This is a genomic window from Phytomonospora sp. NPDC050363 (genome assembly GCF_040655735.1).
Classification (GTDB): Bacteria; Actinomycetota; Actinomycetes; order Mycobacteriales; family Micromonosporaceae; genus Phytomonospora.
Genome location: NZ_JBFAKK010000014.1, coordinates 95,477 through 122,352 on the forward strand (window position 1 = coordinate 95,477; position 26,876 = coordinate 122,352).

General features: G+C 69.8%; 28 protein-coding genes. 13 read left to right on the forward strand and 15 right to left on the reverse strand.

The features are described from left to right. Positions 1 to 41: 41 nt before the first annotated feature. The 5 genes from AB0I28_RS31330 (at position 42) to AB0I28_RS31350 (ending at position 5,713) form a co-directional block, all read left to right on the forward strand. A complete protein-coding gene (locus AB0I28_RS31330) occupies positions 42 to 2,945 on the forward strand; it encodes a UPF0182 family protein (protein WP_357499418.1) in 2,904 nt (967 codons plus the stop codon). Positions 2,946 to 3,121: 176 nt separating this feature from the next. After that, a complete protein-coding gene (locus AB0I28_RS31335) occupies positions 3,122 to 3,745 on the forward strand; it encodes a DUF1707 domain-containing protein (protein WP_357499299.1) in 624 nt (207 codons plus the stop codon). 81 nt (positions 3,746 to 3,826) lie between these two features. Further along, a complete protein-coding gene (locus AB0I28_RS31340) occupies positions 3,827 to 3,952 on the forward strand; it encodes a hypothetical protein (protein WP_357499300.1) in 126 nt (41 codons plus the stop codon). 117 nt (positions 3,953 to 4,069) lie between these two features. Next, positions 4,070 to 5,398: an FAD/NAD(P)-binding protein gene (locus AB0I28_RS31345; protein WP_357499301.1), complete on the forward strand. Its 1,329-nt coding sequence runs from the start codon at positions 4,070 to 4,072 to the stop codon at positions 5,396 to 5,398. A 60-nt stretch (positions 5,399 to 5,458) separates the two neighbouring features. Beyond that, on the forward strand, positions 5,459 to 5,713 hold the full coding sequence (locus AB0I28_RS31350; protein WP_357499302.1) for a hypothetical protein: 255 nt from the start codon (positions 5,459 to 5,461) through the stop codon (positions 5,711 to 5,713). On the opposite strand, the gene AB0I28_RS31355 is transcribed toward AB0I28_RS31350, so the two are convergent. The 5 genes from AB0I28_RS31355 to AB0I28_RS31375 all read right to left on the reverse strand — a co-directional run bounded on the left by AB0I28_RS31355 (position 5,664) and on the right by AB0I28_RS31375 (position 11,104). Then, on the reverse strand, positions 5,664 to 6,068 hold the full coding sequence (locus AB0I28_RS31355; protein ID WP_357499303.1) for a hypothetical protein: 405 nt from the start codon (positions 6,066 to 6,068) through the stop codon (positions 5,664 to 5,666). The two genes, AB0I28_RS31350 and AB0I28_RS31355, sit on opposite strands and share 50 nt — an antisense overlap. A 137-nt stretch (positions 6,069 to 6,205) precedes the next feature. Continuing rightward, positions 6,206 to 6,562: a DUF1028 domain-containing protein gene (locus tag AB0I28_RS31360; RefSeq protein WP_357499304.1), complete on the reverse strand. Its 357-nt coding sequence runs from the start codon at positions 6,560 to 6,562 to the stop codon at positions 6,206 to 6,208. Between the two features lie 88 nt (positions 6,563 to 6,650). Next, positions 6,651 to 7,583: a hypothetical protein gene (locus AB0I28_RS31365; RefSeq protein WP_357499305.1), complete on the reverse strand. Its 933-nt coding sequence runs from the start codon at positions 7,581 to 7,583 to the stop codon at positions 6,651 to 6,653. Then, complete coding sequence (locus AB0I28_RS31370) at positions 7,580 to 8,815, reverse strand: MFS transporter (protein WP_357499306.1); 1,236 nt, start codon at positions 8,813 to 8,815, stop codon at positions 7,580 to 7,582. The genes AB0I28_RS31365 and AB0I28_RS31370 overlap by 4 nt, the downstream gene beginning before the upstream one ends. 60 nt (positions 8,816 to 8,875) lie before the next feature. After that, positions 8,876 to 11,104, reverse strand: a complete 2,229-nt coding sequence (locus AB0I28_RS31375; protein WP_357499307.1) for a metallophosphoesterase — start codon at positions 11,102 to 11,104, stop codon at positions 8,876 to 8,878. Positions 11,105 to 11,274: 170 nt separating this feature from the next. Here AB0I28_RS31375 and AB0I28_RS31380 point away from each other — a divergent pair, with 170 nt between their 5' ends. Then, positions 11,275 to 12,192 (forward strand): hypothetical protein, encoded by a 918-nt coding sequence (locus AB0I28_RS31380; RefSeq protein ID WP_357499308.1) that lies wholly within the window; start codon positions 11,275 to 11,277, stop codon positions 12,190 to 12,192. On the opposite strand, the gene AB0I28_RS31385 is transcribed toward AB0I28_RS31380, so the two are convergent. The 3 genes from AB0I28_RS31385 to AB0I28_RS31395 all read right to left on the reverse strand — a co-directional run bounded on the left by AB0I28_RS31385 (position 12,153) and on the right by AB0I28_RS31395 (position 15,042). Continuing rightward, positions 12,153 to 13,361 carry an MFS transporter gene (locus AB0I28_RS31385; RefSeq protein ID WP_357499309.1) on the reverse strand — a complete coding sequence of 403 codons (1,209 nt, stop codon included), beginning with the start codon at positions 13,359 to 13,361 and terminating at the stop codon, positions 12,153 to 12,155. The genes AB0I28_RS31380 and AB0I28_RS31385 overlap by 40 nt on opposite strands. An 85-nt stretch (positions 13,362 to 13,446) precedes the next feature. After that, on the reverse strand, positions 13,447 to 14,757 hold the full coding sequence (locus tag AB0I28_RS31390) for an FAD-dependent oxidoreductase (RefSeq protein WP_357499310.1): 1,311 nt from the start codon (positions 14,755 to 14,757) through the stop codon (positions 13,447 to 13,449). Positions 14,758 to 14,832: 75 nt separating this feature from the next. Further along, positions 14,833 to 15,042, reverse strand: coding sequence for an HIT domain-containing protein (locus AB0I28_RS31395; RefSeq protein WP_357499419.1), 210 nt, complete (start codon positions 15,040 to 15,042; stop codon positions 14,833 to 14,835). 153 nt (positions 15,043 to 15,195) lie between these two features. Between AB0I28_RS31395 and AB0I28_RS31400 the strand changes: the two genes are divergently transcribed. Beyond that, a complete protein-coding gene (locus tag AB0I28_RS31400; RefSeq protein ID WP_357499311.1) occupies positions 15,196 to 15,780 on the forward strand; it encodes a winged helix-turn-helix domain-containing protein in 585 nt (194 codons plus the stop codon). Next, a complete protein-coding gene (locus tag AB0I28_RS31405) occupies positions 15,777 to 17,018 on the forward strand; it encodes an MFS transporter (protein WP_357499312.1) in 1,242 nt (413 codons plus the stop codon). The genes AB0I28_RS31400 and AB0I28_RS31405 overlap by 4 nt, the downstream gene beginning before the upstream one ends. A 10-nt stretch (positions 17,019 to 17,028) precedes the next feature. Here AB0I28_RS31405 and AB0I28_RS31410 read toward each other — a convergent pair whose 3' ends face one another. Continuing rightward, entirely contained in the window at positions 17,029 to 17,196 is a 168-nt protein-coding gene (locus AB0I28_RS31410) for a hypothetical protein (RefSeq protein ID WP_357499313.1), read from the reverse strand. 275 nt (positions 17,197 to 17,471) lie between these two features. Then, a complete protein-coding gene (locus tag AB0I28_RS31415) occupies positions 17,472 to 17,708 on the reverse strand; it encodes a hypothetical protein (protein WP_357499314.1) in 237 nt (78 codons plus the stop codon). Between the two features lie 113 nt (positions 17,709 to 17,821). Between AB0I28_RS31415 and AB0I28_RS31420 the strand changes: the two genes are divergently transcribed. Beyond that, positions 17,822 to 18,190, forward strand: coding sequence for a hypothetical protein (locus tag AB0I28_RS31420; protein ID WP_357499315.1), 369 nt, complete (start codon positions 17,822 to 17,824; stop codon positions 18,188 to 18,190). Positions 18,191 to 18,206: 16 nt separating this feature from the next. Here the strand turns inward: AB0I28_RS31420 and AB0I28_RS31425 are convergent, their stop codons facing one another. From AB0I28_RS31425 to AB0I28_RS31445, 5 genes are all read right to left on the reverse strand, one after another. Then, a complete protein-coding gene (locus tag AB0I28_RS31425; protein WP_357499420.1) occupies positions 18,207 to 18,905 on the reverse strand; it encodes an alpha/beta hydrolase in 699 nt (232 codons plus the stop codon). Between the two features lie 127 nt (positions 18,906 to 19,032). Next, positions 19,033 to 19,587: a peptidoglycan-binding domain-containing protein gene (locus AB0I28_RS31430; RefSeq protein WP_357499316.1), complete on the reverse strand. Its 555-nt coding sequence runs from the start codon at positions 19,585 to 19,587 to the stop codon at positions 19,033 to 19,035. 678 nt (positions 19,588 to 20,265) lie between these two features. Continuing rightward, positions 20,266 to 21,759: an AAA family ATPase gene (locus AB0I28_RS31435; RefSeq protein ID WP_357499317.1), complete on the reverse strand. Its 1,494-nt coding sequence runs from the start codon at positions 21,757 to 21,759 to the stop codon at positions 20,266 to 20,268. A 478-nt stretch (positions 21,760 to 22,237) separates the two neighbouring features. Beyond that, complete coding sequence (locus tag AB0I28_RS31440; protein WP_357499318.1) at positions 22,238 to 23,047, reverse strand: hypothetical protein; 810 nt, start codon at positions 23,045 to 23,047, stop codon at positions 22,238 to 22,240. Positions 23,048 to 23,051: 4 nt separating this feature from the next. Beyond that, on the reverse strand, positions 23,052 to 24,284 hold the full coding sequence (locus tag AB0I28_RS31445) for a helix-turn-helix domain-containing protein (RefSeq protein ID WP_357499319.1): 1,233 nt from the start codon (positions 24,282 to 24,284) through the stop codon (positions 23,052 to 23,054). A gap of 313 nt (positions 24,285 to 24,597) precedes the next feature. Here AB0I28_RS31445 and AB0I28_RS31450 point away from each other — a divergent pair, with 313 nt between their 5' ends. Genes AB0I28_RS31450 through AB0I28_RS31465 form a run of 4 tightly spaced genes read left to right on the forward strand, consistent with a single transcriptional unit; the run spans position 24,598 to position 26,796 of the window. Continuing rightward, positions 24,598 to 24,885, forward strand: a complete 288-nt coding sequence (locus tag AB0I28_RS31450) for a hypothetical protein (protein WP_357499320.1) — start codon at positions 24,598 to 24,600, stop codon at positions 24,883 to 24,885. Beyond that, entirely contained in the window at positions 24,882 to 25,553 is a 672-nt protein-coding gene (locus tag AB0I28_RS31455) for an NUDIX hydrolase (protein ID WP_357499321.1), read from the forward strand. The genes AB0I28_RS31450 and AB0I28_RS31455 overlap by 4 nt, the downstream gene beginning before the upstream one ends. Next, positions 25,550 to 25,933 (forward strand): hypothetical protein, encoded by a 384-nt coding sequence (locus tag AB0I28_RS31460; protein WP_357499322.1) that lies wholly within the window; start codon positions 25,550 to 25,552, stop codon positions 25,931 to 25,933. Before AB0I28_RS31455 ends, AB0I28_RS31460 begins: the two co-directional genes overlap by 4 nt. Further along, positions 25,930 to 26,796 carry an ABC transporter permease gene (locus tag AB0I28_RS31465; RefSeq protein WP_357499323.1) on the forward strand — a complete coding sequence of 289 codons (867 nt, stop codon included), beginning with the start codon at positions 25,930 to 25,932 and terminating at the stop codon, positions 26,794 to 26,796. The genes AB0I28_RS31460 and AB0I28_RS31465 overlap by 4 nt, the downstream gene beginning before the upstream one ends. Positions 26,797 to 26,876 lie beyond the last annotated feature (80 nt).

Genomic DNA, 26,876 nt, shown 5'->3' on the forward strand with positions numbered 1-26,876 from the left:
GACTGATCGGTCAACCCGCTAGTGAGGAGTCACCCGTGGCGATGCGCAACCCGCTGCCGCGCATGAACCGACGAGGCCGCTATGTCCTCATCCTGCTCGTCGGTCTCATCGCGCTGCTGACGGCCACCGGCTGGATGGTGGGCATCTGGACGGACTATCTGTGGTACGACGAAGTCAATTTCACCGAGGTCTTCAGCACGACGCTGCGCACCCGCGCGCTGCTGTTCGTGATGTTCGGCGGGTTGATGGCGCTGTGGGTCGCGCTCAACCTGTTCCTCGCCTACCGCTTCCGGCCGTCGGCGGCGATGCTGACCTCACCCGACCAGCAGGTCCTCGACCGGTACCGCCGGGCGATCAGCCCGCGCCTGAAGCTGTGGGCGGCGCTGGTCTCCGGTGTCGTCGGCCTGTTCACCGGCCTGGCCGCGCAGGACCAGTGGCAGCAGTGGCTGCTGTTCACCAACTCGCAGACGGTGGGGGAGGTCGATCCGCAGTTCCAGATCGACATCGGCTTCTACCTCTTCGAGTACCCGTTCTGGACCTACATGCTCAGCGTCGGGTTCACCGCGACGATCATCGCGCTCATCGGCGCGCTGGGCGCCCACTACCTGTACGGCGCGATCCGGCTGTCGGGCCGCGGTGAGCGGATCTCGACCGCCGCGCGGGTGCACATCTCCTCGCTGATCGCGCTGTTCGTGCTGCTCAAGGCGGTCGCGTACTGGTTCGACCGCTACGGCCTGGTCATCGCCGAGAACAGCGTCACAAAGCTGACCGGTGGCGGCTACGCCGAGATGAACGCCCTGCTGTTCGCCAAGGAGATCCTCATCTTCGTGGCGATCATCGGCGCCATCGCGGTGGTGATCTTCTCCAACGGCTTCGGCAAGACGATGCTGTGGCCGGCCTGCGCGATCGGTCTCGTGGTCGTCTCGGCCATCGCGATCGGCGGGATCTACCCCGCCGCGGTCAAGTCGATCACCGTCCAGCCGAACGTGCCCGGCAAGGAGGGCCCGTACACGCAGTGGTCCATCGACGCCACGCGCGCGGCCTACGGCATGACCGACGTGACCCCGATCGACGCGCAGCTCAGCGCCAACGGCGACGCCAAGGCCATCAACAGCGACGAGTTCTCGGTGCCCAACATCCGGCTGCTCGACCCGAGCATCGTGTCGGACACCTTCAGTCAGAAGCAGCAGGCCCGCGGTTTCCACGGCTTCTCCGACAAGCTCGACGTCGACCGCTACATGGTCGACGGCAAGCTCCAGGACTTCGTGGTCGGCGTCCGCGAGCTCAACCCGGAGAAGTACTCCGAGACGCAGAGCGACTGGACCGTGCGGCACACGCAGTACACGCACGGGTACGGCTTCGTCGCGGCCCCGGCCAACCAGATCTGCGGCGACGGCGAGCCCTACTTCGTGTCGGGCTTCCTCAACGTCCCCGCGGAGGGCCAGGACGCCACGAGCTGCCGTTCGGCGACCGACCTGATCCCCACCGACCGGCCGCAGATCTACTACGGCGAGCTGATGACCGACTACGCGGTCGTCGGGGTGCCCGACGGCGCCGCGCCGAAGGAGTACGACCACCCGACCGGCGACGCCGACGTGCTGACGACCTACGAGGGCTCCGGCGGCGTCGAGATGTCGTCGATGTGGAACCGGATGCTCTACGCGTGGGAGTTCCGGGAGACGAAGTTCCTGCTGTCGGACGCGTTCAACGAGAACTCGAAGCTTCTCTACAACCGCAACCCGCGCGATCGCGTCGAGAACGTCGCGCCGTTCCTGACCGTCGACGGCGACCCCTACCCGGCGGTCGTGGACGGCAAGATCGTGTGGATCCTCGACGGTTACACGACCTCGTCGACCTATCCGTACTCGGAGAAGGTCAACCTGTCCGACGCCAGCACCGACACCCTCACCGGCTCGGGCACGACCCAGCAGGAGGGGCGCGACGTCAACTACGTGCGCAACTCGGTGAAGGCCACCGTGGACGCCTACGACGGCAGCGTCAACCTCTACACCTTCGACGAGTCGGACCCGGTGCTGAAGGCCTGGAACGCGGCCTACGGCGGGATCGTCAAGCCGAAGGCGGAGATCCCGGCGAGCCTGGCGGCGCACTTCCGCTACCCCGAGGACCTGTTCAAGATCCAGCGGGACCTGCTCCAGCGCTTCCACGTCACCGACGCCCAGGTCTTCATCCAGGGCAGCGACGCGTGGGAGACCCCGGTCGACCCGGCCAAGCCCACCGAGGGCAAGCAGCCGCCGTACTACGTGGTGGCGAACTACCCGGGCCAGACCGGGCCGCAGTTCCAGCTGACGTCGACGATGACGCCGGTGTCGCGGGCGAACGTGACCTCGGCGCTGCTGTCGGCGTACTACGACGAGTCCGGGCAACCGAAGCTCAGCGTGTACCAGGTGAGCGGTGACAGCCTTTCCTCGGCGCTTCAGACACATCAGAACCTGACGTCACTGGACACGGTGGTGCAGGACCTGCGGCTGTTCGAGACGGAGAAGACCAACGTCGAGTACGGCAACATGCTCGCGCTGCCGGTGGGCAACGGCGTGCTCTACGTCGAGCCGCTGTACCTGCGAAGGCAGGGGACGGGCGCGGGGACGACGCTGCCGCAGATGCGGAAGGTGCTGGTCTCCTACGGCCCGTTCAACGCCTACGCCGACACACTGCCGGAGGCGTTGAAGTCGATCGTCGAGCAGTACACCGGGCAGGCCCCGCCGCCGGATCCGTCCGATCCGGGCACGGAGCCGCCGCCGTCCGATCCGGGTACGACCGATCCGGCCGTGACGGCCGCGGTGGTCAAGATGAACCAGGCCATCACGGACTTGAAGGCGGCCCAGACGGCCGGCGACTTCGAGGCCTACGGCGCGGCCCTGGCGGCGCTGGACGCGGCGATCAAGGAGTACGACGCGGCGGTCGCGGCCGCGGCGACGGGCCGTTAGCGGCCCGGACGGAGGCGATGGGAAGGCGGCGGGCTTCGGCTCGCCGCCTTTCTCGTGACGGATGCCACGGCGGCGCCGACCAGAGGTGGACGGCCCCGGCCCGCCCGGCGGCGTGATCGACGATTCGGTGCGTCCGCACTCGCGGGCGCACCGCCCTTGGCAATAGGCTGTGCGGCATGTCGAACCTGCCCGACCCCATCGACCGGCGCGACCTGCGCGCGTCGGACAGCGACCGCGAGCGGATCGCCCTCCTGCTGCGCGAGGCGGCGGGGGAGGGGCGGCTGAGCCTTCCCGAGCTCGACGAGCGGCTCGCGAGGCTCTACGAGGCCCGCACCTACGCCGAACTCCAGCCCCTGATCGCCGACCTGCCCTACGAGGAGCTGTCGACGCGTGCCCGGCAGCGCGCCTTCGACGAGATCGCCGTCGGCGGTACGCCGAAGATGGCCGTCGCCTTCATGAGCGGCTTCCAGAAGCGCGGGTCGTGGTCGGTGGGCTCGTCGTTCACGGCGATCACGTTCATGGGCGGCGGTGAGCTCGACCTGCGCGACGCGCGCCTGATCGAGGGCGAGGTGACCATCCGCGTGTACGCCTGCATGGGCGGCGTGAAGGTGATCGTGCCCCCGGATGCTGACGTGCACGTCAACGGCATGGCGGTGATGGGCGGCTTCGGGCACAACACCGAGGGCAGGCCCGGTCGCGGACCGCGCATCAACATCACCGGCTTCGCGCTCATGGGCGGCGTCGACATCCGCCGCAAGGAGCGCAAGGGCACCGGACAGGGGCCTAAGCCCACGTCGTGACGGGTGCTGTACCCAGCGTCGAAAGGCCGCGACGATCTTAACGTGGGACGAGCAGTCCTCGATCCCACGAAAGGTCCGCCGATGTCCCTCCCGTCCGGTTCGCCGAGCGCCCGTTCCCTGTGGCCGCTGATCATCGCCGTCCTGGCCATCCTCATCGTCGGCGCGGCCGTCACCGGGGTCGTATGGACCCTGGCCGGCCTCGGGTAGTGGGCGGCGTACGCTCCGACGGTGATCTCCACGCTCCCCTCGTGCCATATGCGGTGCGGCGGATGCGTGATCTCCTATCTTGCCAATAGGATTAGTAGGACTTGAGGGGCGGTGGTCATGCGTACAGTCCAGGTGGCCGTGATCGGCGGAGGCGCCGGCGGCGTGCTCACGGTGGCGGCGCTGCTCGGCACCCCGGTGCACGAGGTCGTGCTGATCGACCCCGAACCCGGGCGCGGCCTGGCATACGGGCCGGCCGAGCCCTATCACCTGCTCAACTCCCCGGCCCGCTCGATGAGCGCCTACGAGGGCGAGCCGACCCACTTCCTTGAGTGGTGCCGGGGCATCGAGGCCTCGGCGGGGCCCGGCGACTTCATGTCCCGCGCCCGCTACGGCGACTACCTCTCGGAGACCCTCGGCGTCGAGGAGGCCGCCTCGCTGGGGCGCCTGACGCTGCTGCGCGACCGCGCGGTGTCGGCGGTTCCGCACGCCGAGGCCGGCATGGTCGTGACGACCGCCGCCGGCGAGCGGGTGATCGCCTCGCACGTCGTCCTGGCCGTCGGGCAGGGGCGTGCGCGGCGTCTGGCCGTCATGGAGCCGGTGCGGCACGACCCCCGCTACGTCGAGGACCCGTGGGCGCCCGGAGCGCTCGACGGGATCGGCGCCGGCGAGCCCGTGCTGCTGATCGGCACCGGCCTGACCGCCATCGACGTCGCCTTCGGTCTCGCCGAGCGGGGCGTCGCCGGGCCGATCGTCGCCGTCTCCCGGCACGGTCTCCTTCCTCGCGAGCACACGCGGGGCGCGGCCGAGGCCGTCGGCGGACTGGTCGCCCCGGAGCCGACGCCGTCGCTGGCCGAACTGACCCGCCGGGTGCGGGCGCTGGCCGACTCGGTGCCCGACTGGCGTGCCGTCGTCGACCTGATGCGCCCCTCCGTCGACCGCTACTGGCGCGGGCTCAGCCCCGACGGCCGTGAGCGTTTCGTCCGACACCTCGCCCGATACTGGGAGATCCACCGGCACCGCATGGCTCCGGCCGTCGCCGACCGCGTCGAGCGCATGCGCGCCGCCGGGTCGCTGCGGATCGAGTCGGGTGCCGTCGAGTCCGCCGAGGTCGCCCCTGACGCGCTGTCGGTGCGGCTCAACGGAACCCGCCGCTTCGGCGCCGTCGTCAACTGCACCGGCCGCGACCGCCTCACCGCCTCCGGCGATCCGCTCATCACCCGGCTGCTCGCCGACGGCCTCGCCGCCCCAGGTCCCGCCGGGCAGGGCCTGGACGTGGCGCCCGACGGTGCCGTCCTCGACGCCGCCGGCCGGCCGAACTCCGCACTGTGGACGGTCGGGCCGCCCCGGTACGGCCACCTGTGGGAGACCACGGCCGTGCCCGAGATCCGTTTGCAGGCACGGCAGTTGGCCGACCGGCTGGTCACGGGCGCGCCCCTAGGGGTCTGAGCGGGGGATTCCCCGCAGTCCCTCGCCGCGCTGGCCGAGCACCCCACCGCCGCCGCCCTCGTGCTCTGGCTGCCCGGCCCGGCATTCCCGCTGTCGATGATCGCCCTCGGCCTGGCGCTGGCGATGACCCGCAAGGCACCACTGTGGACGGCCGTCCTGCTGGCCGTCGCCGGTGCGGTGTTCCCGATCAGCCGGATTCCCAGGATCGAAGCCGTCGCCCACGTCGCCGACCTGCTGTTGCTGGGGCCCTCGGCCTTCCTCGGTGTCACGCTGATCCTCGCCGTGCTGAACGGTAGGAGATCGCCCGCGCGATGAAGGCGCAGAGCAGGAGAAGTGCCAGGGCGCCGGTCGTGTAGGGGTCGGAGGGACCGCCACCGAGATCGCGGTCGACGAGATGCGAGATCGCGTGCGTGACAGTCCCCACGGCCCCCGCGAACAGCCCGACCAGGAGGACGTCCGTCCACACCAGACACGCCAGCGACCCCGCCCCCACCGCCAGCTGGAACGCGCCGAGGTCGTGGAAGAGGTGGAGGTTGAAGGGCGGGAAGGTCGCGATCGTCGAGTAGAAGCTCGAAGGCCAGAAGTACGACCAGAACCCGCAGACGAGGAATTGCAGGCCGCCGATGGCCAGGACGACCTTGAGGACGATGTCGGCCTTGGTGTGCTTCATGGTGTCTCCTGGTTTCGCGGCGGCCGAACGGCGGCGGCGTGTGCGGTGTGGTGGCGCCGCCGAGGTCCGGCGACGTGCAGGAGACACCGCGAGCACGGCAGGTGTGACAGGGGGAGGTGGGGGTCACAGGCCCCCCGTCACACCAGCAACCCCGGCACCACCGGCCCCGGCGAACCGTAGGCCGCCGCGAACTCGCCCAGCAGCCGCTCCAGCTCCCCGACCGGCTCACCGTGCTCGTCGACCCGCAGGCTCACCGCCACGTCGTCCCACCCCGCGTAGCCGAGCCCGTCGCCGACCACCAGCAGCGCCGAACTCCTCGACCCCCGCGCGTCCCCGCCCGCATCCGCGCCGGCCCACAGCGCCGCCACCGCCCCAGCACCCGCCGACGCGGCGGGCACCATCACCCCGGCGCACACCTGCGGCCCGGCGACCGCGACGCCGAAAAGCCTGCCGTACGAGGGATCGAAGTCGCGCGCCACGACGGAGAAGGTCATGCCGGCAAGCTACGCCGCCACCACCCCACCCCGCAGCCCTCAAAGCGCCGGGACGCCCCGCCAGAGCGCCCCGGCGCCTCCACCCCGCCTACCCGATCCCCGCCGGCGACGCCCCCGCGAACAACACCCGAGGCGCACCGGACCCGTCGGCGGGCACCGAGAACACCGTCGGCCGCCCGTCATGCGGCTTCACATAACCGATCTCGCCGTCGGGCAGCCAGGCCGGCTGGTCGTCGACGTGGCCGGTCTCGGCCAGCGCCACATCGGCGCCCGAGACCAGATCCAGCACGTGCAACCGCCAGCGCTCGCCCGTCCGCCGCTTGTAGGCGATCCGCGTCCCGTCCGGCGACAGTGAGGGGCACTCGACGTTCTCCCGCACCGCCGTCAGCGTCCGCGCGGCCATGTCCCCGCGCATCAGCCGGGTGCGGCCGCCGGTCGACATGGTCGCGTAGAAGGTCAGGTCGTCGGCGGCGAAGGTGATGCCCCAGTAGTTGACATCAGCCGCCTCCACGACCTGTCCATCCACATAGGACGTGTAGTCCTCCAGCGAGCCGTGGTGCTCGCCGGTGCGGAGGTCGTAGATGCCCGCCGTGGTGGAGAAGCGTCCGTCGGCCATGTACGAGTCGCCTTCGCGGAACACCGTCCAGGCCACCAGACTCCCCGACGGCGAGACCCGCGTCCGGCTCGGCGTTCCCCAGATCGGCAGCCGCAGCCGCTCGCGCGACTTCGCGTCGTAGACCACCAGCTCCGACGAGAACGCCGGCCCGAGCCCGTACAGGCACGACAGCGTCCCACCTGCGACATAGGACCGCCGGCACAGCGGGCCGGTCGCGTCCGAACCCGTCTGCCGGGTCAGCCCGTCATCCGAGACGTAGACGATCGACCCCGCCCGGGCGAGGTCCAGCGGCGCACCGCCGGCGGCCGTCCCCGCCGAGGCGCCGCGCCAGACCACGTACGCCGCACCCAGGGCCAGCACCAGCGCGATCGCACAGACTCCGTTGACGATCCGGCGACGGCTCACGCGGCACCTCCACGACTCTCGGTCCACATCCCGGCCGTGACGGCGATCGAGAGGGCCACCGCGGCGACGGCGAAGGCCGTCCCCAGCGAGACCGTCTGCGCGAGCACGCCGAACGCGATCGCCCCGGCCGCCCGCGCCAGCGCCTGGGTGGTCTGCACGACGGCCATGCCGGTCGAGCGGATCCGTTCGGGCAGCAGCGATCCGGCGTGCGCCATCAGCACACCGTCGGCGGCGGCGTAGAACAGCCCGTGCAGCAGCAGGACCGCGACCGCGAAGCCCCACCCGCGCGCGCCGCCCGCCAGCAGCAGGTACCCGCCGACCAGCAGGACGTGCCCGGTGAGGAACACCCGCATCCGCCCGACGCGGTCGGCGAGCCGCCCGACCGGCGTCGCGGCGAGCATGAAGGTCAGCGCCGAAGCCAGCGGCAGCAGGGGAAGCGCGGCCGGCGGCAGCCCGAGGCGCTGCTGCACGGCCAGGTACAGGAACATGTCGCCGACGGTCGCCAGCCCGAGAACGCCGGTGAGCGACCAGATCCGGCGCACCGCCGGCGCCGTGACCGCCGCGAACGCCTCGCGCAGCGCGGTCCGCCGCGAACGGTCGGCCGGCACCGGTTCCCGAACGAAGAAGACCAACGCGAGCACGCCCACCAGGGCGATGCAGAAGCTGCCGACGAAGACCACGTCGTAACCCTCGGCCACAGTGGACAGCAGCCCGAACGCGAGAAGCGGCCCGAGCAGGGCACCGGCCGTGTCGAGGGTCCGGTGGACCCCGAAGGCGCGGCCCAGCGCCTCCGGAGGGGTCGCCCCGGCGATCATCGCGTCGCGCGGAGCGGTGCGCAGGCCCTTGCCGAGCCGGTCGACGCCGACCATGACGCCGATCCCGGCCATCGACGCTCCGGCCAGCGGGAAGCCGAGCTTCGTCATCGCCGAGAGGCCGTAACCGGCCCCGGCCACCAGTTTGGGTCGCCCGAGCCGGTCGGCGGCGTACCCGCCGCCGAGCCGCAGCAGCGCCGACGCGCCGGTGTACAGCCCGTCGAGCATCCCCAGCTGGAGATAGCCCAGCCCGAGGCCGTACATCAGATACATCGGCAGGATCGCGGTGACCATCTCCGCCGACATGTCGGTGAGCAGGCTGACCACGCCGAGCGCCACGACGGTGCCGGAGACCTTCGCCGCGCCCCCGGGGGGAGTGGTCCGCCCGGCCTGGGCCGAGCGGGTGGCGGACAGGTACATGCCGAACCTCCTTGGAAGAGGACCGGCCGCCGCGATGCGAGCGGCGGCCGGTCATCGGCGTCAGTCCCGGACCGCGACACCGTCGAAGACGGCGGCGCCGTGGACCGCGACCGAATAGCCCGGCGAGGCCGCACCGGAGGAGCCGGCGACCTTCACGTCGTCTACCTGCGCCTCGAAGAGGCTCCCGCCCGAAGCGTCGGCGGCCGCGACCAGCAGGGTCACGCTCTGACCGGCGTAGGCCGACAGACTCACCGTCGCGCTCCTCCAGGTCCCGGCGACCTCGGAGGCCGCGCCCAGCGTCTCCCAGACCTTGGCGGTGCCCGAGGCCGAGACGACGCTGACCCGCAGGTAGTCGGCGGAGCTGGAGTTGTCGCCGTGCGCCACGTTGTAGGCGAAGGTCAGGCTCGCGCCCGCCGGCACCGTCAGCGCCGGGGATCGGATCGAGGTGACCCCGCCGTCGAGATCGTTGGCGCCGTAGGCGGACCCGGCCGCCCGCCCGGTCGACAGCGCGTTGCCGCCGCTGACGGTCGTCCCGAGCTGCTTGACCTGGTCGCTGTAGGTCGAGACGGTCTGGTCGGGATCACCGCGCTCCCACCGCCCGATGGTCGCCGTGTCGGAGCCGGAGGCGTTGACCGCCCAGCCCTTGTCGGACTCGAAGTCGTCGCTGAACGCGGCGCTTCCCGACCCCGAGACCGTCAGCGAGACCGCCGCCGTGCGCGACGCACTTCCCGACGTGCCGGTCACGGTGACCTGGTAGGTCCCCGTCGCGGCCGCAGCCGTCGCCGACAGGCGCAGCGTCGAGGTGGCACTTCCGTTGGCGGCGGGGGTGACCGCGGCCGGAGTGAACACCGCCGAGACGCCCGAGGGCAGTCCGCTCGCCGAAAGCGTTACGGCGGAGGCGAAGCCGCCGCTGCTGGAGACCGTCACCGTCGAGGTGCCCGAAGAGCCCTGTGGCACCGACACCGACGAAGGTGAGGCCGCCACACCGAAGTCGGGGCCCTGGCTCGCCTTGTGGCAGGTGCCGGTGACGCGGTCGGTGAAGGTGCGGCCGGCGACGGGCACGAAGTCCATCGTGTAGCCGGTCGCGGTGAGCTGGAACTTGCCGACGCCGAAGGTGTTGTTGTTGAACACCTGCGTGGGACCGGCCGTTGTCGACCGCGACGAGTACAGCGCCCGGCCGCCGGTGCCGATCACGAAGTGCCGCAGGCCGTTGGCGTTGTCGACGGCACCGCTCGGCGTGGCCGGCGCGAAGCGCTCGTAGTGGTGGTCGTGGCCGGTGACGAAGATGTCGGCCTTCGCGTTGTACAGCGCGGTGACGAGCGCGTTCATGCCGGTGTCGTCGCCGTGGTCGCCGCCGGAGAAGCGGGGGTGGTGCGTGTAGGCGGCTGTGCAGGGTTTGGTGCTGGCGGCCAGGTCGGCCTTGAGCCACTGCTCCTGCGCCGATCCCGTGCCGTGCGCGATGTCGGAGTTGAGCGCGACGAAGTGCCAATCGCCGACGTCGTAGGAGTAGTAGCCCTTGCCGCGTTCACCGGCGCGACCGGAGTTGTTGCCGGTGCCGTTGAAGTAGTCGAAGTAGCCCTTGGCGCCGGAGGTCCCGTACTCGTGGTTGCCGGGCGTGGGATAGGTCTTCGACCTGAAGGCGCCCCAGGTCGGGGCGTACTGGTCGTTGAACTCCGCCAGCGTGCCGCTCTCGTAGGCGTTGTCGCCCGCCGTGAACACCGAGACCGGGTTGATGCTCGCGATGAGGTCGTCGGTCTGGTTGCAGGCCGTGCCGCAGATGTCGCCCGCGCCCGCGACGGTGACCGTCGCCAGGGCCAGATCGGTGGTGCCGTACTGGTAGGAGTCGACGGCGAAGCGGCTGCCGGGGTCGCTGAGCCGGGCGCTGACGCTGACGCAGGACCCGGGGAAGGCGCGGGTGTGGAAGGCCCGGCCGGGCCAGTTCCTCGCGGTGAGCACATAGGACCCGCCGGTCGAGCCGGTGACCGTGACGGAGTCGCCGCCGCGCAGGTCTAGGACGCTGAAACGCGGTCGCAGCCAGCGCGCGTCCTGGTCGCAGATGGACTCGGCGCCCGACGCGCGATCGCCGGCACCGCCGGTGATCGAGGCCGGCCGGGCCGCCGCGCCCGGTTCGGTGAGCTGGGTGACCTGGTCGATCTGGGGGACGGTGAGAGCCACGCCGTCGCGGTCGGGAGCAGAGGTCTGCTCGTCGGCGGCCGAGGCCACCGCCGTCGACGCGATTAACAGCGCGACGGCGGCGGTGGCGACGACGAGTTTTCGTCCGGTGCGCATTTCCTACCTCCTGAGAGTGCCGGGGCTGCCGCTGATTACACCGGGCGCGCAGGCGGTGCCGCAGCGGGGAAAGGGCCCGAATCCGGATAACTCTGTATGAAGACTTCGAGGATGGATTCCGGCCGCCGGTGGCGGTAGCATCCGGCTCAGAGGCCAGGAGGTCAGCGGTCGTGAGCAGCCTTTTCAGTACCGCGCTCCGGGCGGCGGTGGCCGGCAGCGGGCAGAGCCTCGCGGCGCTGTCGCGGCAGTTGCGCACCCGGGGGACGCCGGCGAGCGTGAGCACGCTGAGTTCCTGGCAGACCGGGGAGAACCATCCCGAGCGCACCGCGTCGGTCGCCGCGCTGGCGACTCTGGAAGGCTTACTGGGTCTGCCGTCCCGCTCGCTGATCGGTCTGCTGCCGCCCCGGCGCCCGCGCGGACGCTGGCGCCCGCCGGCCCGCACGACCCTGCCGCACCAGCGGATGTGGCGCTCACCCGAGGCCGTCGAGCGCGTCCTGGCGCGCCTCGACGCCATCCCCGACGACCTCTACGTGCCCGCCCGCGTCTCGCGGACCATGAAGGTCTACATCGACGCGGAGGGTTACGAACGGGAGTCTCGCCAGCGCCACCTCCTGCGCGGCGACGAGCGGCCCGCCGGCCGGCTGATCAGCCTGCTGCGTTCGGCCTCGCTGCCTCAGCCGCCCACGATCTTCGCCACCGAGGGCTGCCGCGCCGGCCGGGTGCGCGCCGACGTTCCCGGCCTCCTGTCGGCCTTCGAGCTGCTCTTCGACCGGCCGCTCGAACCCGGTGAGCTGCGCCAGATCGACTTCGGCATCCGCTTCCCGCCCGGACAGCGCGAATGTCACGCCGACCTGCGCGTGCCGCCGGGGATGCGCGACATCGTCCTGCAGGCGAGCTTCGACTCCGCCCAGCCGCCCGCCAGGTGCTTCGGGTTCTACCAGGCGGCGCGGGGCAGGCCCGAGCAGATCGCGCTGGATCTGGTGCGAGCGGCGGGATCGGGCGCCGGAGTGGCCTTCCAGTACGTGGTGCTCGATCCGGCTCCGGGGATCTACGGGGTGCGGTGGGAGTGGCCCGCCGCGACCGGCTGACGCACGCGCCCGGGCCACCCCGATCCCAGCACCCCCAACACGCCCGACCCCGCCACGACACCGCCCGCGACCATCACCGTCGCCGCCGAGGACGCGTCCACGAGCAGCCCGCCCAGCAACGCGCCGACCGAGATCGTGGCCTGGAACGACGATGTGAACAGCACCGTCGCGGCCTCCGGCGCGTCGGGGGCCGCGCGGGCGAACCAGGTCTGCGAGCACACCGGCACCGCTCCGTAGGCGAGGCCCCAGATCACCAGCGCGGCGACGGTTCCGGGTAGCCACGAACCGAAGAGCGGCAGCAGCGCGGTGGCCAGGCCGATGGTCCCGGCGGCTGCGGCGAAGGTCGCGCGGAAGCCGCGCGCGATCGCCGCGCCGGCCAGGAAGTTCCCGGCGACCCCGGCGGCGCCGTACACGAGCAGCAGGGTGCCGACCGGTCCGTCACCGACGCCCTGGTCGCGCAGGAACGGTGTGACGTAGGTGTAGGTCCCGAAGTGCGCGAGCACGATGAGGAACGTGACGAGCAGTCCGGCGCGGATTCCCTTGCGCCGCAGCAGGTCGGCGAGCACCGCTCGGTTCGTCGCGCCGCCCTCGGCGGGCAGCGGCGGGGTCAGGGCGATGAGCGCGGTGAAGACCGCGAGGCTGAGGATGCCCAGCACGACCATGGCGGTTCGCCATCCGGCGAGGTGGCCGATGAAGGTCCCGGCCGGCACGCCGAGGACCGAGCCGAGGGGAACGGCCGAGAAGATCACGGCGGTCGCGGTCGTCGCCGATCTCCGGCCGACCAGTCGCGGGGCCAGTCCGGCGCCCACCGACCAGAACCCGCCGATCGTGACGCCCACGAGGATCCGTGCGGCCAGGAGCACCCAGTAGGCGGTCGCGACGGCGGCGAGGAACCCGGCGAGCGCGAGCAGCAGCATGAACGCGCACAGCATGATCCGCCGGTCGAAGCGGCCGGTGGCGGCGGTGACGAGGGGCGCGGCGATCGCGGCGACGATGCCCGGCATCGTCATGGTGAGTCCGGCCGCTCCGGAGGAGATGCCGAAGTCGCCGCCGATCGTCGTGAGCAGCCCGATCGGCAGGATCTCGGTGGTGACCACGGCGAAGATCCCGGCGGTGACGGAGATGACGGCGAGCCATCCGGCCAGCGGCCGGCTGCGGGTTGAGGACATGCCCCCACTACAGCGTCGTCGGGAGCGCTGGGCTGGCGGTTTCGCGACGACCCGGTGGAGGCCGCGAGGTCGCGAAACCGCTTGTTCAGGCCGCTTTCGCGTGCTCCCGCACCGCTTCCTGGAAGTCGGTCTCGGGGTGTTCGAGGCCGCCGAGCTGGACGGCTTCGCGGCGGAAGAGACCCGACAGGAGCCAGTCGGCCAGGACCCTCGCCTTGTGGTCGAAGGTCGGCACCCACGCGAGGTGGTAGACGCGGTGCGCGAGCCAGCCGAGGAAGCCGGTGAGCCGGATCCGGTACACCTGCGCGACTCCCTGGTGGTGGCCGAGCCCGGCGACCGAGCCGAGATAGGCGTGCCGGTATGCCTTGAGCCGCCGGCCCCGGACGTGGGCGACGAGGTTGCGGCCGAGCAGTTTCGCCTGCCGCACCGCGTGCTGCGCGTTGGGCGCGGTGAACTCGCCGGGCCGGGTGAGGTCGGGCACGGCGGCGCCGTCACCGGCGGCGAACGCGTCGGGGATCCCTTCCACGGTCAGGTATGCGGTCGCCTTCACGCGCCCGGTGGCGTCGACGGGCAGGCCGCTGTCGGCCGCGAGCGGGCTGGGTCGCCCGCCGGCCGCCCACACGAGGGTCCCGGCGTCGAGTTCGGTGCCGTCGCTGAGGACGGCGACACCGCCGGCCGCCGAGGTCAGCAGTGCGTTGAGCCGCACGTGCACGCCCCGCTCGGTGAGGGCCTCGACGGTCCACCGGCCGAGTTCGGGAGCCAGTTCGGGCAGGATCGCATCCTTTGCCTCGACGAGGTTCCAGCTCAGTTCGGCGCGGTCGAGACCCGGGTGGTAGCGCAGGGCGTCGTCGGCCAGGCCCTGCATCTCCGCCAGTGCCTCGACGCCCGAGAAGCCGCCCCCGACGACCACGAAGGTCAGCGCCCGGCGCCGCACCTCGGGGTCGTCGGTCGACGCGGCCGCCGCGAGCTGCGCGAGCACGTGATTGCGCAGGTGCACGGCCTCGCCGATGGTCTTGAAGCCCACGGCCCGCTCGGCGAGGCCGGGGATCGGCATGCCGCGGGTGATCGAGCCGGCGGCCAGCACGACGATGTCGTAGGCCAGGTCGTAGGCGGGGCCTTGGGCGGGTTCGAAGCGGGCGGTGCGGTTGTCGTGGTCGACGCCCGTGACGCGGCCGGTCAGCACGCGCATCCCCTTGAGGAGGCGGTTGAGCGGTGCCACGACGTGTCGCGGCTCGATCGCCCCGCCCGCGGCCTCGGCCAGGAAGGGCTGGTAGGTCATGTATCCGCGAGGGTCGACGACGGTGACCTCGGCTTCGCCGCGCCGGACGAGTCCGCGCAGCCCGAGAGCGCTGTAGAGGCCGACGTAGCCGCCGCCGATGATGAGGATCCGCTTGTTCATGGCCTTCTCCTTCACGTCTTCGCCAGTTAGACGCCGGGGGAGGCCGGGGTGTGACAGCTGTGCGGATGACGGTGGTCACAGGGCCTGGAAGTACGTCCGAAGCCTTGCCGCGTAGGGTTTCCGCTGTGCGGCCGTGGCATAGCCGGGCAGCGGCGCCGACGTGCAGAGCGCGTCGCCGGCGTAGCGGGGGAAGACGTGGACGTGCAGGTGCCAGACGTCCTGGTTCCCGGCCGGTTCGTTGTGCCGGCGGGTCGACACCCCATCGCACCCGTAGGTCGCGCGGATCGCGACGGCGACCTCCCGCGTGACCGGCGAGACGGCGGCAGAACGGACATTCGTACCCGGAAGGCTCGTGACTGATCCGCATGGGAGAGAGGATGCCGGAAGTCAATCGCAAAGAGCTTTGCAAAGAGCTTTGCAATCGGCTAGCCTTCCCGCATGACCGACACCCCGCTGCCCGCGCACAACGACGCCGGAAACCTCGCCGGCGTCGCCCACCCCACCCGCGTGCGCATCCTGGCGATCCTGCGCACCGACGGCCCCACCACCGCCACCGCGCTGGCCGCCCGCCTCGGCCTCAACAGCGGCGCCACCAGCTACCACCTGCGGCAGCTCGCCGAGCACGGTTTCGTTGTCGACGACCCCGAGCGCGGCAATCGTCGTGAACGCTGGTGGAAGGCCGCGCAGGACAACACCGCGCCGCCCGTGGACGGGCAGCTCGCCGACGACACCGGCCTCGGCGTCGCCTACCTGCGCTCGATCGCCCTCGTCCAGTCCGACAACATGCAGGCCGCCGTGGACGCCCTCCCCGCCCTCCCCGCGAAGTGGCGCGCACCCTTCGACCTCAGCGACTACGTCATCCGCCTCACCCCCGAGGGCGCCGCCGCGCTCGGCGCCGAACTCCACGCCGTCCTGCGCCGCCACGCCGCCCAGGCGCCACCCCTCCAGGACCCCGCCGAGGGGACCGCGCGCGTCACCGTCCAGCTCCAGATGTTCCCCGACCTCGGCGACGCCGACAGATGACCGTCCTGGCCGAACCGCGCACCCTGCGCGGCCTGACCGGAGTCCTCGGCGCCAACGCGGCGGCGTGGTCGGCGACGCGCCTGCTGTCGATCGCGCTGCCCTGGTTCGTCCTCTCCACGACCGGAAGCGCCACCAGTACCGGGATCGTCGCCTTCGCGCAGACCGCGCCTTACGTTGCCGCGCAACTGTTCTCGGGTCCCCTCATCGATCGTCTCGGGCCGCGCCGCGTCAGCATCGTCTGCGACCTGACCGCCACCGCCGCCCTGGCCGCCGTGCCCCTGCTTTACCTGATCACGACGCTGCCGTTCTGGGCACTGGTGGCACTCGTCGCCGTCGCCGGAGCCGCCGACGGGCCCGCCAACGCCGCGAAGTCGGTGTTCATCCCCTCGGTCGCCCGCCGTGCCGGTGTCCCGCTCGAACGCGTCGCCGGACTGACCGGTGCGATCGAAAGGACCGCCGCGACCGTCGGGCCGGCCATCGCCGGCGTGGTCATCGCCGCCGTCGGGGGAGTCCACGCGCTCTGGATCGCCGCGGGACTGCTCGCGCTCGGCGCGCTGATCGTCGGCGTGAGCTTGCCCGACCCGCCCGTCGAACGCCGGCCGGCCGAGAGCTACCTCCAGCGCTTCCGTGAAGGCGCCCGCTTCCTGCGCGGCGAGGCACTGCTGCGGTCGATCACCGGGATGACGGCCGCCACCAACCTCCTCGACCAGACCTTCATGGCCGTGCTGCTTCCCATGTGGGCCAAGGCATCGGGCCATGGACCGGAGACCATCGGCCTCGCCGTCAGCGTCTTCGCCGCGACGTCCATTGTGGCCAGTCTGGCCGCGGCGGCCATCGGCGACCGGCTTCCGCGCCGCGCGGTCTACCTGGCCGGGTACGTCGTCGGCGGGATCCCCAGGTTCGCCGCCCTGGCTCTCGGAATGCCGCTGCCGGTGGTGCTCGTCGTGTTCGCGCTGGGCGGGCTGGGTTCGGGATTCGTCAACCCCGTCATCGGCGCGGTGACCTACGAGCGCGTGCCCGCCGAACTCCTCGGCCGCGTGAAGACGCTGACCGGTTCGCTCGCCTGGTCGGGGATCCCGTTCGGCGGGCTCGTCGGCGGAGGCGCGATCGCGCTGGCGGGGCTTTCGGGGGCGCTGTGGATCGTCGGCGGGCTGTACCTGGTGGCGATCGTGGTGCCGGGTCTGCGAGGGGAGTGGGGTGGGAGCCGCGAGCGGACCGTCGCGGCTCCCCGGTCTTAGCGCGAGGTCGTCAGCACGTACACGCCTGGGCGCAGCTGGAGAAGACGCAGCACCTGTTGGTGCCGCCGCCACCGCACGTTCCGGCGTTCCAGCACCTGGGCGTGCAGGCGGCCTTGGCCTCCGCGCGCGGAACGACTCGCTCGGTGAAGGCGTCGGCGATACGACGGACGGTCGTCATGTCCACTCCTCTCGTAGGTCCGGTACGGAGACATCACGATAGGAAAACGGGATCACGCGCACTGCCCCACGAGGACATAGCCTGACGTAGCGGTCATTTCGGCGATCGATCCGGTCCGCGAAGGCGCCCGCCCGGGCCATCGCCTTCCCGCGGGAACCGGCGACGCCCTCGCCCCGGTTCCGTGCCGTCGGACCGCGTTACGATCCGGCCGACGACGCCGCCCATCACCTGACGGGCGGGTGTTGACGCAGGCGCACGGGATGTGAGGCGGTGCCTCAGTCGCTGGAGTTGTTCGCGTTGCCGTCGGCCCTGGTGTTGGCGTTGTTGTTGCTGCTGTCCGACAGCTGTGAGCCGACCAGCGCACCGAGGATGTTGCTCTGGGAGGCGGCGTGGAGGTCGTTGAGGCTGCCGTCGATCAGCCCGGCGGAGGCCGGTGCGGAGAAGGCGACGGTGGTCAGGCCGGTGGCCAGCAGTGCGGCGGCGATCGCCGACAGGATCTTCGTGACTCGCATGAGCGCATCCTCGGTCACCGCCGGCCGGATGCGCGGACGCCACACCGGGTCGACGCGGAGGAATCCCCCACGCGTGGTCGGCGGCGGGATCTGCGGCGTGCGATGGTGCGGCCATGAGTCTCGCGGGTGCGCGCATCGAGATCCATCAGGAGGAGTGGGCCGACGAGGACGCCGATCCGCCGGTTCTGGGCATCAGCGTCATCGCCTGGGGCCGCGCCGCCGACGGTGTGTGGCTGACCGCCGCCGACGCGCGCGGTGTGGTCGACGCCGAGGACGTCGACTTCCTGGTCGAGAACGACGGCACGGTCGTCGGAGTGTCCATGGACGGCCAGGAGGACCTGGCCGACCACCTCGCCGCGGTCTTTCCCGGTGCGGAGGTCCACTACTGCGAAGACCCTGACGACGGGGAACTCGACGGGACGGGGCGGGAGCCGATCTTCCGGGTCGACGCGACCGGACCGTGGCGTCCGCCGGAGGGCTGAGGCGGGCCTTCGATGCCTAGCCGTCCGGAGTGCTCGCGTCGAAGAAGCTCCGGAGCTCGGCCACGTACTCGGCGGGCTTGTCGCGGTGGACGAAGTGCCCGGTGTCCATGACGCGCAGCCGTGCGCGGGGGATGATCCCCGCCGCCTCCAGCGCCAGCATCTGAGCCGGTGTCCGCGTACCGGCCAACAGGAGCAGGGTCGGCACGTCGATGGCGGGCAGCTCGGCCCACCAGGCCGGGGGCGGATTCTCCACCTGCCGGTGGAGCGACGGCACGATCCTGTTCCAGTCGCACGTCGCATCCGCCGGGCGCGGAGCGGTCGGCGGCAACCGGACCGGATTGCGGCGGAGCATGGTGTCCTCGACGACCAGCCGGCCGAGCCAGGCAGGCCGTCGTTGCGCGGCCAGCAGCGCCGCCAGCCCGCCCAGCGAGTGACCCACCACGATGGCGTCCCGCAGCCCCAGTACCTCGCCCAGCCGGACGAGGTCGTCCGCGAAGAGTTCGTAGGAGTACTCCTCGGTCCACTGACTCCGCCCATGGCCGCGCAGCTCCGGCGCGTAGATCCGGTACTCCCCGCCGAAGGCGGCGGCGACACCGTCCCAGGTGGAGGCCTCGCTGTTGCCGCCGTGGACCAGCACCAACGGCGGCGCCCCGGACGTCCCGCCGACCGCGCACGAGATCCGCACACCGTCGAGCTCCAGCGCCATGCGATCCATCACGACGCGAAGTCTTCCTCATCACGGCACTCAGCGGAGACTGCGGCAGCCCCCCGCTCGGCGGGGGACTGCCGAACGCCGGGCCCGGGCGGCACGCGGACTCTGGGACCGGACCGGACCGGACCGGTCAGTTGACGTGGACGGTCCGGGAGAACAGGCGGATCTCGGAATGGTTGAAGTAGATGGAGCCGGTGGCGCCGTTGTTCATGTGCAGCAGCCGGTAGTTTCCGTCTCCAGAGCCAGAGCCCCGCTGGAGCCCGACGTACCCGCTCGTCGACGGGTAGTACCTGACTATGCTGCCGCCCGTGTAGGAGTGCACCGACAGCCGGTCGTCGGCGGCGCGCCAGGTCGCCGGGCCGACCCTTCCATCAACGGTGAGGTTGTAGCGACCCTGCCACTTCTTCGTGGCCATCTCCGTGCCCGAGCCGAAGTAGCCGTCGACGGCGCTCGCGACGAGGAAGCCCTCGGCGTAGAGGACCGACTGCCACATGAGCACCAGGTCGGTGTTCGACGAGTCGGCGCACCCGTTGCACAGTTCGTTCCCGAGCTCGCTGTAGTGGTCGCCCCAGTCGTCCTTGACGGTCCCGCCGCCGTCGACGATGGTGGTGCTCGCCTGAGCCGGGGTGGCGAAGGTGAGCATGGCGGCCACGACCGCGGCGGTGGAGAGAAGACGTTTCAGCATGTGCGCTCCCTTTCGGTGGAGGAAGTCCACACGGTAGAGCGGTCGGCCGCCCGGGTTCTTGCGCCGATCTTGTGTCCACCTTGACCCTCCGCGAACGCCCCCGCCGGCGCACACAGAGGACTCGGGCCATCGCCTGGGCCGGTCGCGGGCATAGAAAAGACCCCCGGATCCTGAGATCCGGGGGTCTTTTACCTGGTAGCGGGGACAGGATTTGAACCTGTGACCTCTGGGTTATGAGCCGGAATGCGGGCGTCTCGGGTGTGCCAGAGCGGCTCGGCGAGGGCAGCGCGGGGCTGCTCAGCGACGGAAGGCGTCTCACCGCTCGTGGATGATCGCTCCGGTCTCCAGCCGTCTCGGTTACCGATCTGGTTACCGGTGGGGTGACCAGATCCCCCAACTGTTTCAGCCGCCCTCCGGGTAGACGTCCGTGCGGTGTGACTCTCCGTAGGGGGACACGTCCGTGATCTTGTCCCCCTGTGTTTCCGCTGATAGCAGCCCTGTGGGGGACATGGGGGACACGGGGGACACGGGGGATAGCCCTTGCCTGGTCGGCGCCGCTGGAAGGTTGTGAGGCGTTGGGCGCCCATACTGGTCGGCTTCCGACCCAACTTCGAACCCATTCGTAGTGGTCCAAGCTCCATCGGCTATAGGTCGGCCGGTTTTAGGCCTATTGGGATGCTAGGGGTTACTCGCAAGCCGTGCTGAGAACGCGTCCACGAATCCTTTTCTGGCAGCCTCGTCAACTACTTTGCGTGCCCAGATTGATGCCGAAGCATGCCAAACTCTGTCGGCACGCACGCGTTCACCGAGTGCCGCTGCGATTCGCTTGGTCCAAACGTGGTGATCAGGAAGTCGTCTCGCGTCCTCGATTGCTTCCAGAAGATCGCCAGTGCGAACTCCGAGGCGATCGGCTACATACTCCCACACGCTTTCGTCGGTGACTCCGAACACTTCCTTTTCTGGTGCTTCGCTTCCCGGAAGGACGATGCATCCGGGGGAGCCCATTTGGTCGGCGTCGAGGACGCCTATTGTCCGATTCGGAAGCTTATTCTCGGACGCGAGCTTGCCGAGAACTTTGACGGTTGATGCAGGACCGACAGTCATTACTGTTACGCGCTTACGTATTGAAGGGTTCTCCTCTTCGGCCAGCAGCGCCTCGATCATCGCTTCCGCAGCGGTATCCTCGCAGTAGACGATAAGCTCAGGGTGCTCGATATCGTCCATTAGTGACATTGCGAACTCTGGAGTGATTCCGTAAAGGATCGTTCGGCTTCCGTCGCGCTGCTGCTGAATGAGTATCCGGGCCTCTAGTGGAAGTTGTTCCAGGATGGTCTGCGAGTGCGTTGATAGGATGAACTGAATGCTCTTCGTTCGAGCAATTTCCAACAGTTCAGTCATGAGGCGACGCTGGGCTCGTGGGTGGAGCGAAGTTTCGACTTCGTCAATAATCACGAGTGAGTTGTTCGGGGTCGATTTGATTGCTGCTACAAGGTCTGCCATGGCGTCTTCGCCTGCGCCTTGGTGGAAATTGGAATAGTCCCCTGACCCAGTGGAGAGCACTCCTACGGCCTTGTTCCCGTGGGAAGCGATTCCGCTTGAGGTGTAGGTCCGATTCATGATGCGGCAAAGCCTTAGTCGTTCGGTATCATCGAACGCAACAACTTGGCCCGGAAAGCTCAGCCCTTTGGCTAGTCGCCCATAGCCCACGAGTGTGTTGATGGGTTGAGTTCGGCTGATGTCCAAGAAGTCCACTCGTCGTTCGGGTCGCTTGACCATTCCACGCCATCTTGACGTTGGCTTCCGAAGGGTCAGCATCGAAACTAGTTCGCCTCGCTGCATTGTGTACGAGAGTGAGACTCCTTCCACTGACTCCCAAGGTGTTTTTGGGAAGAAGTCGTCAGGGTAGAAACCGGGCCCTCCCTGCTTCTTGGGTTTATAGGCCGCCGCCGCCGCTTTTAGGACGGTACTCTTGCCTGCCCCGTTTTCTCCGGCTATTGCTACGACAGGAAATTGGAACCTGACTACCTCGTCTTGCCACCCGCGCAGCCCGCTGATTTGGACGGAGTGTAGGAACTGGGGCCATCCCTTTGAGGTGTGACGGTTCGAGTTCCAGCTATCGGCTAGCGCCTTTAGCGTTGGTGGTTCTACAGTTCGAACGTATGGCTGGTTCATGTGAAGTCCTCTGCCCCGGCTACTGTGATCAATATAGGCTACAGTTGTGGGTGAACCTGTAGCTTCCCAAAAGTGCCACTGAAGGGGCAAGAGGTCGTTGCCAGGGCACGGGCGCTAGGAATAGGCTTGCCTATTTGTACACGTTGGACAGGTGAGCGGCTCAAGGGAGTAGCGAGTGACGACAGACCAAGCGGCAGTGCCTGACCCAAAGGCCGAATGGTGGACGACGTCGGACGTAGCCGCGTATCTCGGTGTCCGTGTAGGCACGGTCAGCTCTTATCGCCTGCGTGAGCAGATGCCGGCACCGGACCTCACCGTCGGTCGCACGCACATGTGGCGACCGGCTCGGGTGATCGAGTGGCACGAAGCTCGGCCGCGCCCAGGCGTAGGCGGCCGGCCAACTGGGGAGCCGAGCGAGTAGCCCTACAGCAGACAGCGCGGGCCACCTCGCTAGAGGTGGCCCGCGCGTTGCTTTCTGCTAGATAGAGAGATCGGCGAAGGCTAGTGCGGCGTCATCGTGGCGCTTCGTGCGCGGGTGGCGGTCGCCGTGGGGGTCGGCGGTCTCGATGGCACGCACGTAGCGCAGCATCTCGGCGGGACCGACCTTCGCGAGTCGATCGAGGTAGCTGGGCCAGTCATCGGAGTCCAGTTGGTCCACGGGCCGTGAGGCGCCGTCGGACATGATCGCGACGCGTCGTACGTCCGACCGTGCGACAGTGCGCACAAGGGCGTGATCGGCTGCTTCGGAAGCTGCGGCTGCGCACCACCATCCGCCTTCGCGGTTCCGGGTGGCCGTTTGCTTCGCCACGAGTTCGGCGATCGCTGCGGCATGCTCCGGTGTGCCGAAGCGCATGCCTCGCACGGCGTCGGGCTCGGTCCCGGACAGTTCCTCGATCGCGAGGTCACACGTGACGACCGGGCCTGTGTCGGTGTCAACGACCACGGAGACGTCTGACAGGGCCAGGGAGTCAACGGTGTCTTCGCCAACGCGCAGGATGCCGACGGCTGCGCAGGGCGTACCAGGGTTGGTGAGATCGCAGGTGTCCTTGTGCAGGCCGACGACGTACTCAATGCCAGCCCGGAGGATCAGGCGCAGGTCTTCGTTCGGCGCGTGCACAAGCGCCGCCATCGTGCCGATGCCCAGTTGCCGGGCGTACCAGACGACACCGTGTTCACACCCGCCGAACGGAATGCCGGCGCCGTCGACGACGACCGCAGCCTCTGGCGTGACCACGATGAAGTCCTCGTTGGGCCGACCCGGTGCCGCGTCGGTCGCGATAGAGAACAAGTTGCTACCTCCCGTTGACGTCTGGGACGGCCGCCAGCATCTCACGCAGGCGCTCGGCGGGCGCATGGCCGGACCACATCGCCGCCTGCTTGGCCGCCATGCGGCGTACCTCTCCGACGGTTCGTGTTGAGCCGGTCGCCAGCGCGATCGTCAGAGCTTCCTCACCGCGGGCGCTTGCGTCCTCCGGCTGTCCCGCGAGTAGGTGTGCATGAGCGAGCAAGGCGGTGTACTGAGCCCGATCGCGCTGCCAATCGGACGGCAGCGCAGCAATCACGGTGGTGAACGCCTCGACTGCTTCAGGTCTTCCTAGTTCGAGTTGGACTTTCGCGCGGGTGATGTCGATGTACAGGTCAAGTTCGCAGTACCGACCGTATGAAGGGTCGCCATCGAGTGGTGCGTCAAGACCGATGCCGAGGAATCCCGACGCCGTGTCTAGTGCACGGTCAGCTTCGCCGCCGTCCCCGGCGATCGCATGGCCCAGGGCTTCGGTCGTCGCGGCGATCGTGCGGACCCGTGCGGTGATCGGCGTGTTGAACCGCTGAGCGGCTCGCGCGAGCTTGGCTCCGTAGCGGACGTCGCCCTGGCCGATCGCTTGCACAGCGCGGCGAGTGAGGGAGAATGACGCGAGACGATCGTCTTCGGCGACTTCGGACCATTCGAGCGCCCGGGCGTACCAGCTTGCGGCCCCGCCGGCATCCCCTGAATCCTCGCTGAGCCATCCGGCGAACTCCGCGTATCCAGCGCCAATGCTCAGGAGGTCGTCAAGCAATCGGCCCGACGCTGCCAGTCGCATTTGGTCGATCATCTTGACGTTCGCTGCCACCATCGGGAGCAACACACGGGGGCCCAGTCGGTTGTCCGCCGTGTAGTGCTGGTGCAGGCTCTGCCGCAGGTATGTCACCAGTTCCGGCGTTGCGGTCCCGACCGGGAGCCCGGGCAGGCCGAAGTCTGGCAGGGCCGCCGATACGCCGTTCCCGTGTGTGACTCGCGGAGGTGGCGGGCGGTCGCCTTCGACCAGTACCGCGAAGCGGGCCTTGACGTCATCCCCGCCCTGGTCGAGAAACGTGTCAAGCGCGGCTTGGGTCTCAGGCTTAGGGACGATGGTCGGTTGCGCGTCCCACTTGGCGACCGAGCGGACCCCCACCCCAAGGCGGCTTGCGAACTCTTCCATGGTTAGGCGTCGAGCCTGGCGCAGGGCCTTTGCCTTGGCGCCAGTCCATTCGGCCACAACCTGCACAAGGTCCCCCGTACATGTGAAGTCGGTTCGTCCTGAGTGTACTTCCGGGGTGTGACCGTCTCGTTGCTCAAGTCGAGCGGTGCATGTTCGGTGCAGGTTGAGTGCAGGTGCAGTTCATTACCGAATCGGCCGTTCCAGGGTTGACTAGCTGCATCGGGACAGCAGGGTTCCGGTGAAAACCACGAAGGTCGCAAAATCGAAAGACCATGTTGACAAGTACTGACTGAGTCAGTACTTTGAAGGAAGAAAGAGGCCCAGCGGTTGCCGCCGCCGGACCTCAGAACCGGGTCACACCTTGGAAGGGAGACGACCCATGCCAACCATCTTTGCACCCTCTGCCAGCCCTGACGACTGGGACGACCGCGCGATGTTCGACGCGGTCGACTGGGACTCGCTGGAGCCCACAGCCGCTGAGCTGGCCGCGATCGAGGCCGACGCCGACGAGACCGCCGCGCAGGAACGGGCGTTCGCGGAGCTGGTCTCGCGACTGGTCCCGGCGGCGGTTCGCCGATCGCGTATCTCGCGTCGTCGCCCTGGCCGTCGTCGGCCGCGTCCGCTCGGTGGTTGTGTCCGCCGCGTCCGGACGGAGGCGACCCGATGACCGCCACGCCCCGCACCTACACCCACCCCGACATCCTGACGACCGGTGTCGCCGAAGGCTGGGCTGAGCCGGTCACCGACCCGACCATCATCGACTGGACCGCGAGGCAAGCCCGTGCGCTGATCCCCTTCGAGGTCATCGACGGCCGCCCGGTCAACCCGATCGAGCCCCACCACCCGATCCAGCGCGGCCGCAACGAGTGCGGCCACTGGGGCGAGTCGGTCGCCGCTGACGCGATCGTGACATCGGTCGACGCCGGCGGGTGCCGCTGGATTTTGATGATCGAGCGCGACGACGGGTACGGCTGGGCCGTCCCCGGCGGACACGTCGACGACGGCGAAGACCCCGCCGACGCCGTGGTGCGCGAACTGCGCGAGGAAACCGGCCTGGTCCTGCCTGAGGCGGTGTGGACGGTCGGCGAGGCGCGCTATGTGCCCGACCCCCGCGCCTCCCGTGAGGCATGGAAGGTCACCGTCCCGGCCGTCACCGTCCTCGACCACCTCCCCGAGGTCGAAGGCGCCGACGACGCCGCCCGCGCCGCGTGGGTCCACGCCGACGACTACGCCACCCTCACCGAGTCCCTAGCCGCCCTCTACGGCGGTCAGGTCTTCGCCGCACACCGCGCCATGCTCGCCGCCGCCCTCGACACGACGGAGGTGACCCGGTGAGCATCGACCCGGGAACCCTTCGCCTCGACATCGATCGGCCTGCGCGCTGGCCCGGTGAACAGGCGTTTGTGTGGCTGCTGGAGTTCGGCGCCGACATCGAGCGCGACTCGATCGGCACCCACGCTGACGGCACGCTCGTGATTCACGAGCTGGTCAACTACTGGGACCACAACGTGGACGCCGTCTACTGGGGCGTTCAGACGCGCAGCGGTTCCGTCTCGCGCCACATGACCCACCGGCTCACCGAGTTCTACACCCGCGATGGCGCCGACGCCGCCTACGAGGCCGCCGTGCGCCAGTCCGCCGACGACGGCGTCATCTACACCCACACCGACGTGGCCGGCGTGCCCGTCGCCGAGACCACCGGAGGTGCCGCGTGACCGCCCCGACTCTCAACCGCCCGGTCAACGGATCGGCCTACCCGCCTGCTCTTGCCGAACTCATGCCCGCCGCCCGGCTGCTGATCACCGAAGGCGGTGAGGTTCCGTCCCGCAACGCACTGATGAAGGCGCTCAAGGTCGGTGCGCCGAAGGCCGCTCAGGTCCGCGACGCCCTCACCACCGAGACCACCGGACCCGACACCCGGTCCGGTGAGTCCGCCGAGTCCGCGCCCGTCGCGGCGGTGGACTCGGCCACCCTGGAACCGGCCGCCGACACGGTCGCCGCCCGGGCGCCGATCGAGCCCACCGCCCCGATGACGGACCCGGTACCGGCCGCGCCGGTCACCGTTCCCGCCGAGCCCGCCGCAACGGTCACCGCGCCGCCGATGGCGCAGGTTACGACCGTCGCAGACCCGGGCACCAAGACCACCGCGCCACGTAAGGCGCTGCGGACGTGGCCGGTGTGGGTGCTGGCGCTCCCTGCGATGGTGGCCATCTGGTCCGGGTGGGTCGGGCTCGGTGAACTCGCCGGGTTCGGGATGGTCCGGCCCCTGCCGGGGATCTGGGACTCACTGGAGTTCAACTCCGCCATCACGCTTCCGATCGGCATGGAGGTCTACGCCGCCTACGCCATGAAGGTCTGGCTATCAGGTTCGGTTCCGGCCGCCGCGCGGAAGTTCGCGAAGGTCTCCGCACTCGGTTCCCTGGGCCTGGGCTCGCTGGGCCAGGTCGCCTACCACCTCATGTCCGCATCCGGCATGACCGCCGCCCCCTGGTGGATCACAACCCTGGTCGCCTGCCTCCCGGTCGCGGTGCTCGGCATGGCCGGATACCTCGCCCACCTCATCAAGACCCACGACTAGTCCTGACGCTCACCGGTCGCACCCGGCCGGTCCTCTCCGCCCGGGTGCGTGCCGTGGCCGCCAGGCCAGCACCGACCACT

What these genes read in the sequence shown, in the direction of transcription:
- AB0I28_RS31420 (WP_357499315.1), top strand. Translation starts at nt 17,822, where the DNA reads ATGAGTCTCGCGGGTGCGCGCATCGAGATCCATCAGGAGGAGTGGGCC.
- AB0I28_RS31385 (WP_357499309.1), bottom strand. Translation starts at nt 13,361, where the DNA reads ATGTCCTCAACCCGCAGCCGGCCGCTGGCCGGATGGCTCGCCGTCATC.
- AB0I28_RS31340 (WP_357499300.1), top strand. Translation starts at nt 3,827, where the DNA reads ATGTCCCTCCCGTCCGGTTCGCCGAGCGCCCGTTCCCTGTGGCCGCTG.
- AB0I28_RS31345 (WP_357499301.1), top strand. Translation starts at nt 4,070, where the DNA reads ATGCGTACAGTCCAGGTGGCCGTGATCGGCGGAGGCGCCGGCGGCGTG.
- AB0I28_RS31335 (WP_357499299.1), top strand. Translation starts at nt 3,122, where the DNA reads ATGTCGAACCTGCCCGACCCCATCGACCGGCGCGACCTGCGCGCGTCG.
- AB0I28_RS31360 (WP_357499304.1), bottom strand. Translation starts at nt 6,562, where the DNA reads ATGACCTTCTCCGTCGTGGCGCGCGACTTCGATCCCTCGTACGGCAGG.
- AB0I28_RS31430 (WP_357499316.1), bottom strand. Translation starts at nt 19,587, where the DNA reads ATGCTGAAACGTCTTCTCTCCACCGCCGCGGTCGTGGCCGCCATGCTC.
- AB0I28_RS31370 (WP_357499306.1), bottom strand. Translation starts at nt 8,815, where the DNA reads ATGTACCTGTCCGCCACCCGCTCGGCCCAGGCCGGGCGGACCACTCCC.
- AB0I28_RS31450 (WP_357499320.1), top strand. Translation starts at nt 24,598, where the DNA reads ATGCCAACCATCTTTGCACCCTCTGCCAGCCCTGACGACTGGGACGAC.
- AB0I28_RS31435 (WP_357499317.1), bottom strand. Translation starts at nt 21,759, where the DNA reads ATGAACCAGCCATACGTTCGAACTGTAGAACCACCAACGCTAAAGGCG.
- AB0I28_RS31455 (WP_357499321.1), top strand. Translation starts at nt 24,882, where the DNA reads ATGACCGCCACGCCCCGCACCTACACCCACCCCGACATCCTGACGACC.
- AB0I28_RS31330 (WP_357499418.1), top strand. Translation starts at nt 42, where the DNA reads ATGCGCAACCCGCTGCCGCGCATGAACCGACGAGGCCGCTATGTCCTC.
- AB0I28_RS31375 (WP_357499307.1), bottom strand. Translation starts at nt 11,104, where the DNA reads ATGCGCACCGGACGAAAACTCGTCGTCGCCACCGCCGCCGTCGCGCTG.
- AB0I28_RS31425 (WP_357499420.1), bottom strand. Translation starts at nt 18,905, where the DNA reads ATGGATCGCATGGCGCTGGAGCTCGACGGTGTGCGGATCTCGTGCGCG.
- AB0I28_RS31405 (WP_357499312.1), top strand. Translation starts at nt 15,777, where the DNA reads ATGACCGTCCTGGCCGAACCGCGCACCCTGCGCGGCCTGACCGGAGTC.
- AB0I28_RS31415 (WP_357499314.1), bottom strand. Translation starts at nt 17,708, where the DNA reads ATGCGAGTCACGAAGATCCTGTCGGCGATCGCCGCCGCACTGCTGGCC.
- AB0I28_RS31355 (WP_357499303.1), bottom strand. Translation starts at nt 6,068, where the DNA reads ATGAAGCACACCAAGGCCGACATCGTCCTCAAGGTCGTCCTGGCCATC.
- AB0I28_RS31410 (WP_357499313.1), bottom strand. Translation starts at nt 17,196, where the DNA reads ATGACGACCGTCCGTCGTATCGCCGACGCCTTCACCGAGCGAGTCGTT.
- AB0I28_RS31400 (WP_357499311.1), top strand. Translation starts at nt 15,196, where the DNA reads ATGACCGACACCCCGCTGCCCGCGCACAACGACGCCGGAAACCTCGCC.
- AB0I28_RS31390 (WP_357499310.1), bottom strand. Translation starts at nt 14,757, where the DNA reads ATGAACAAGCGGATCCTCATCATCGGCGGCGGCTACGTCGGCCTCTAC.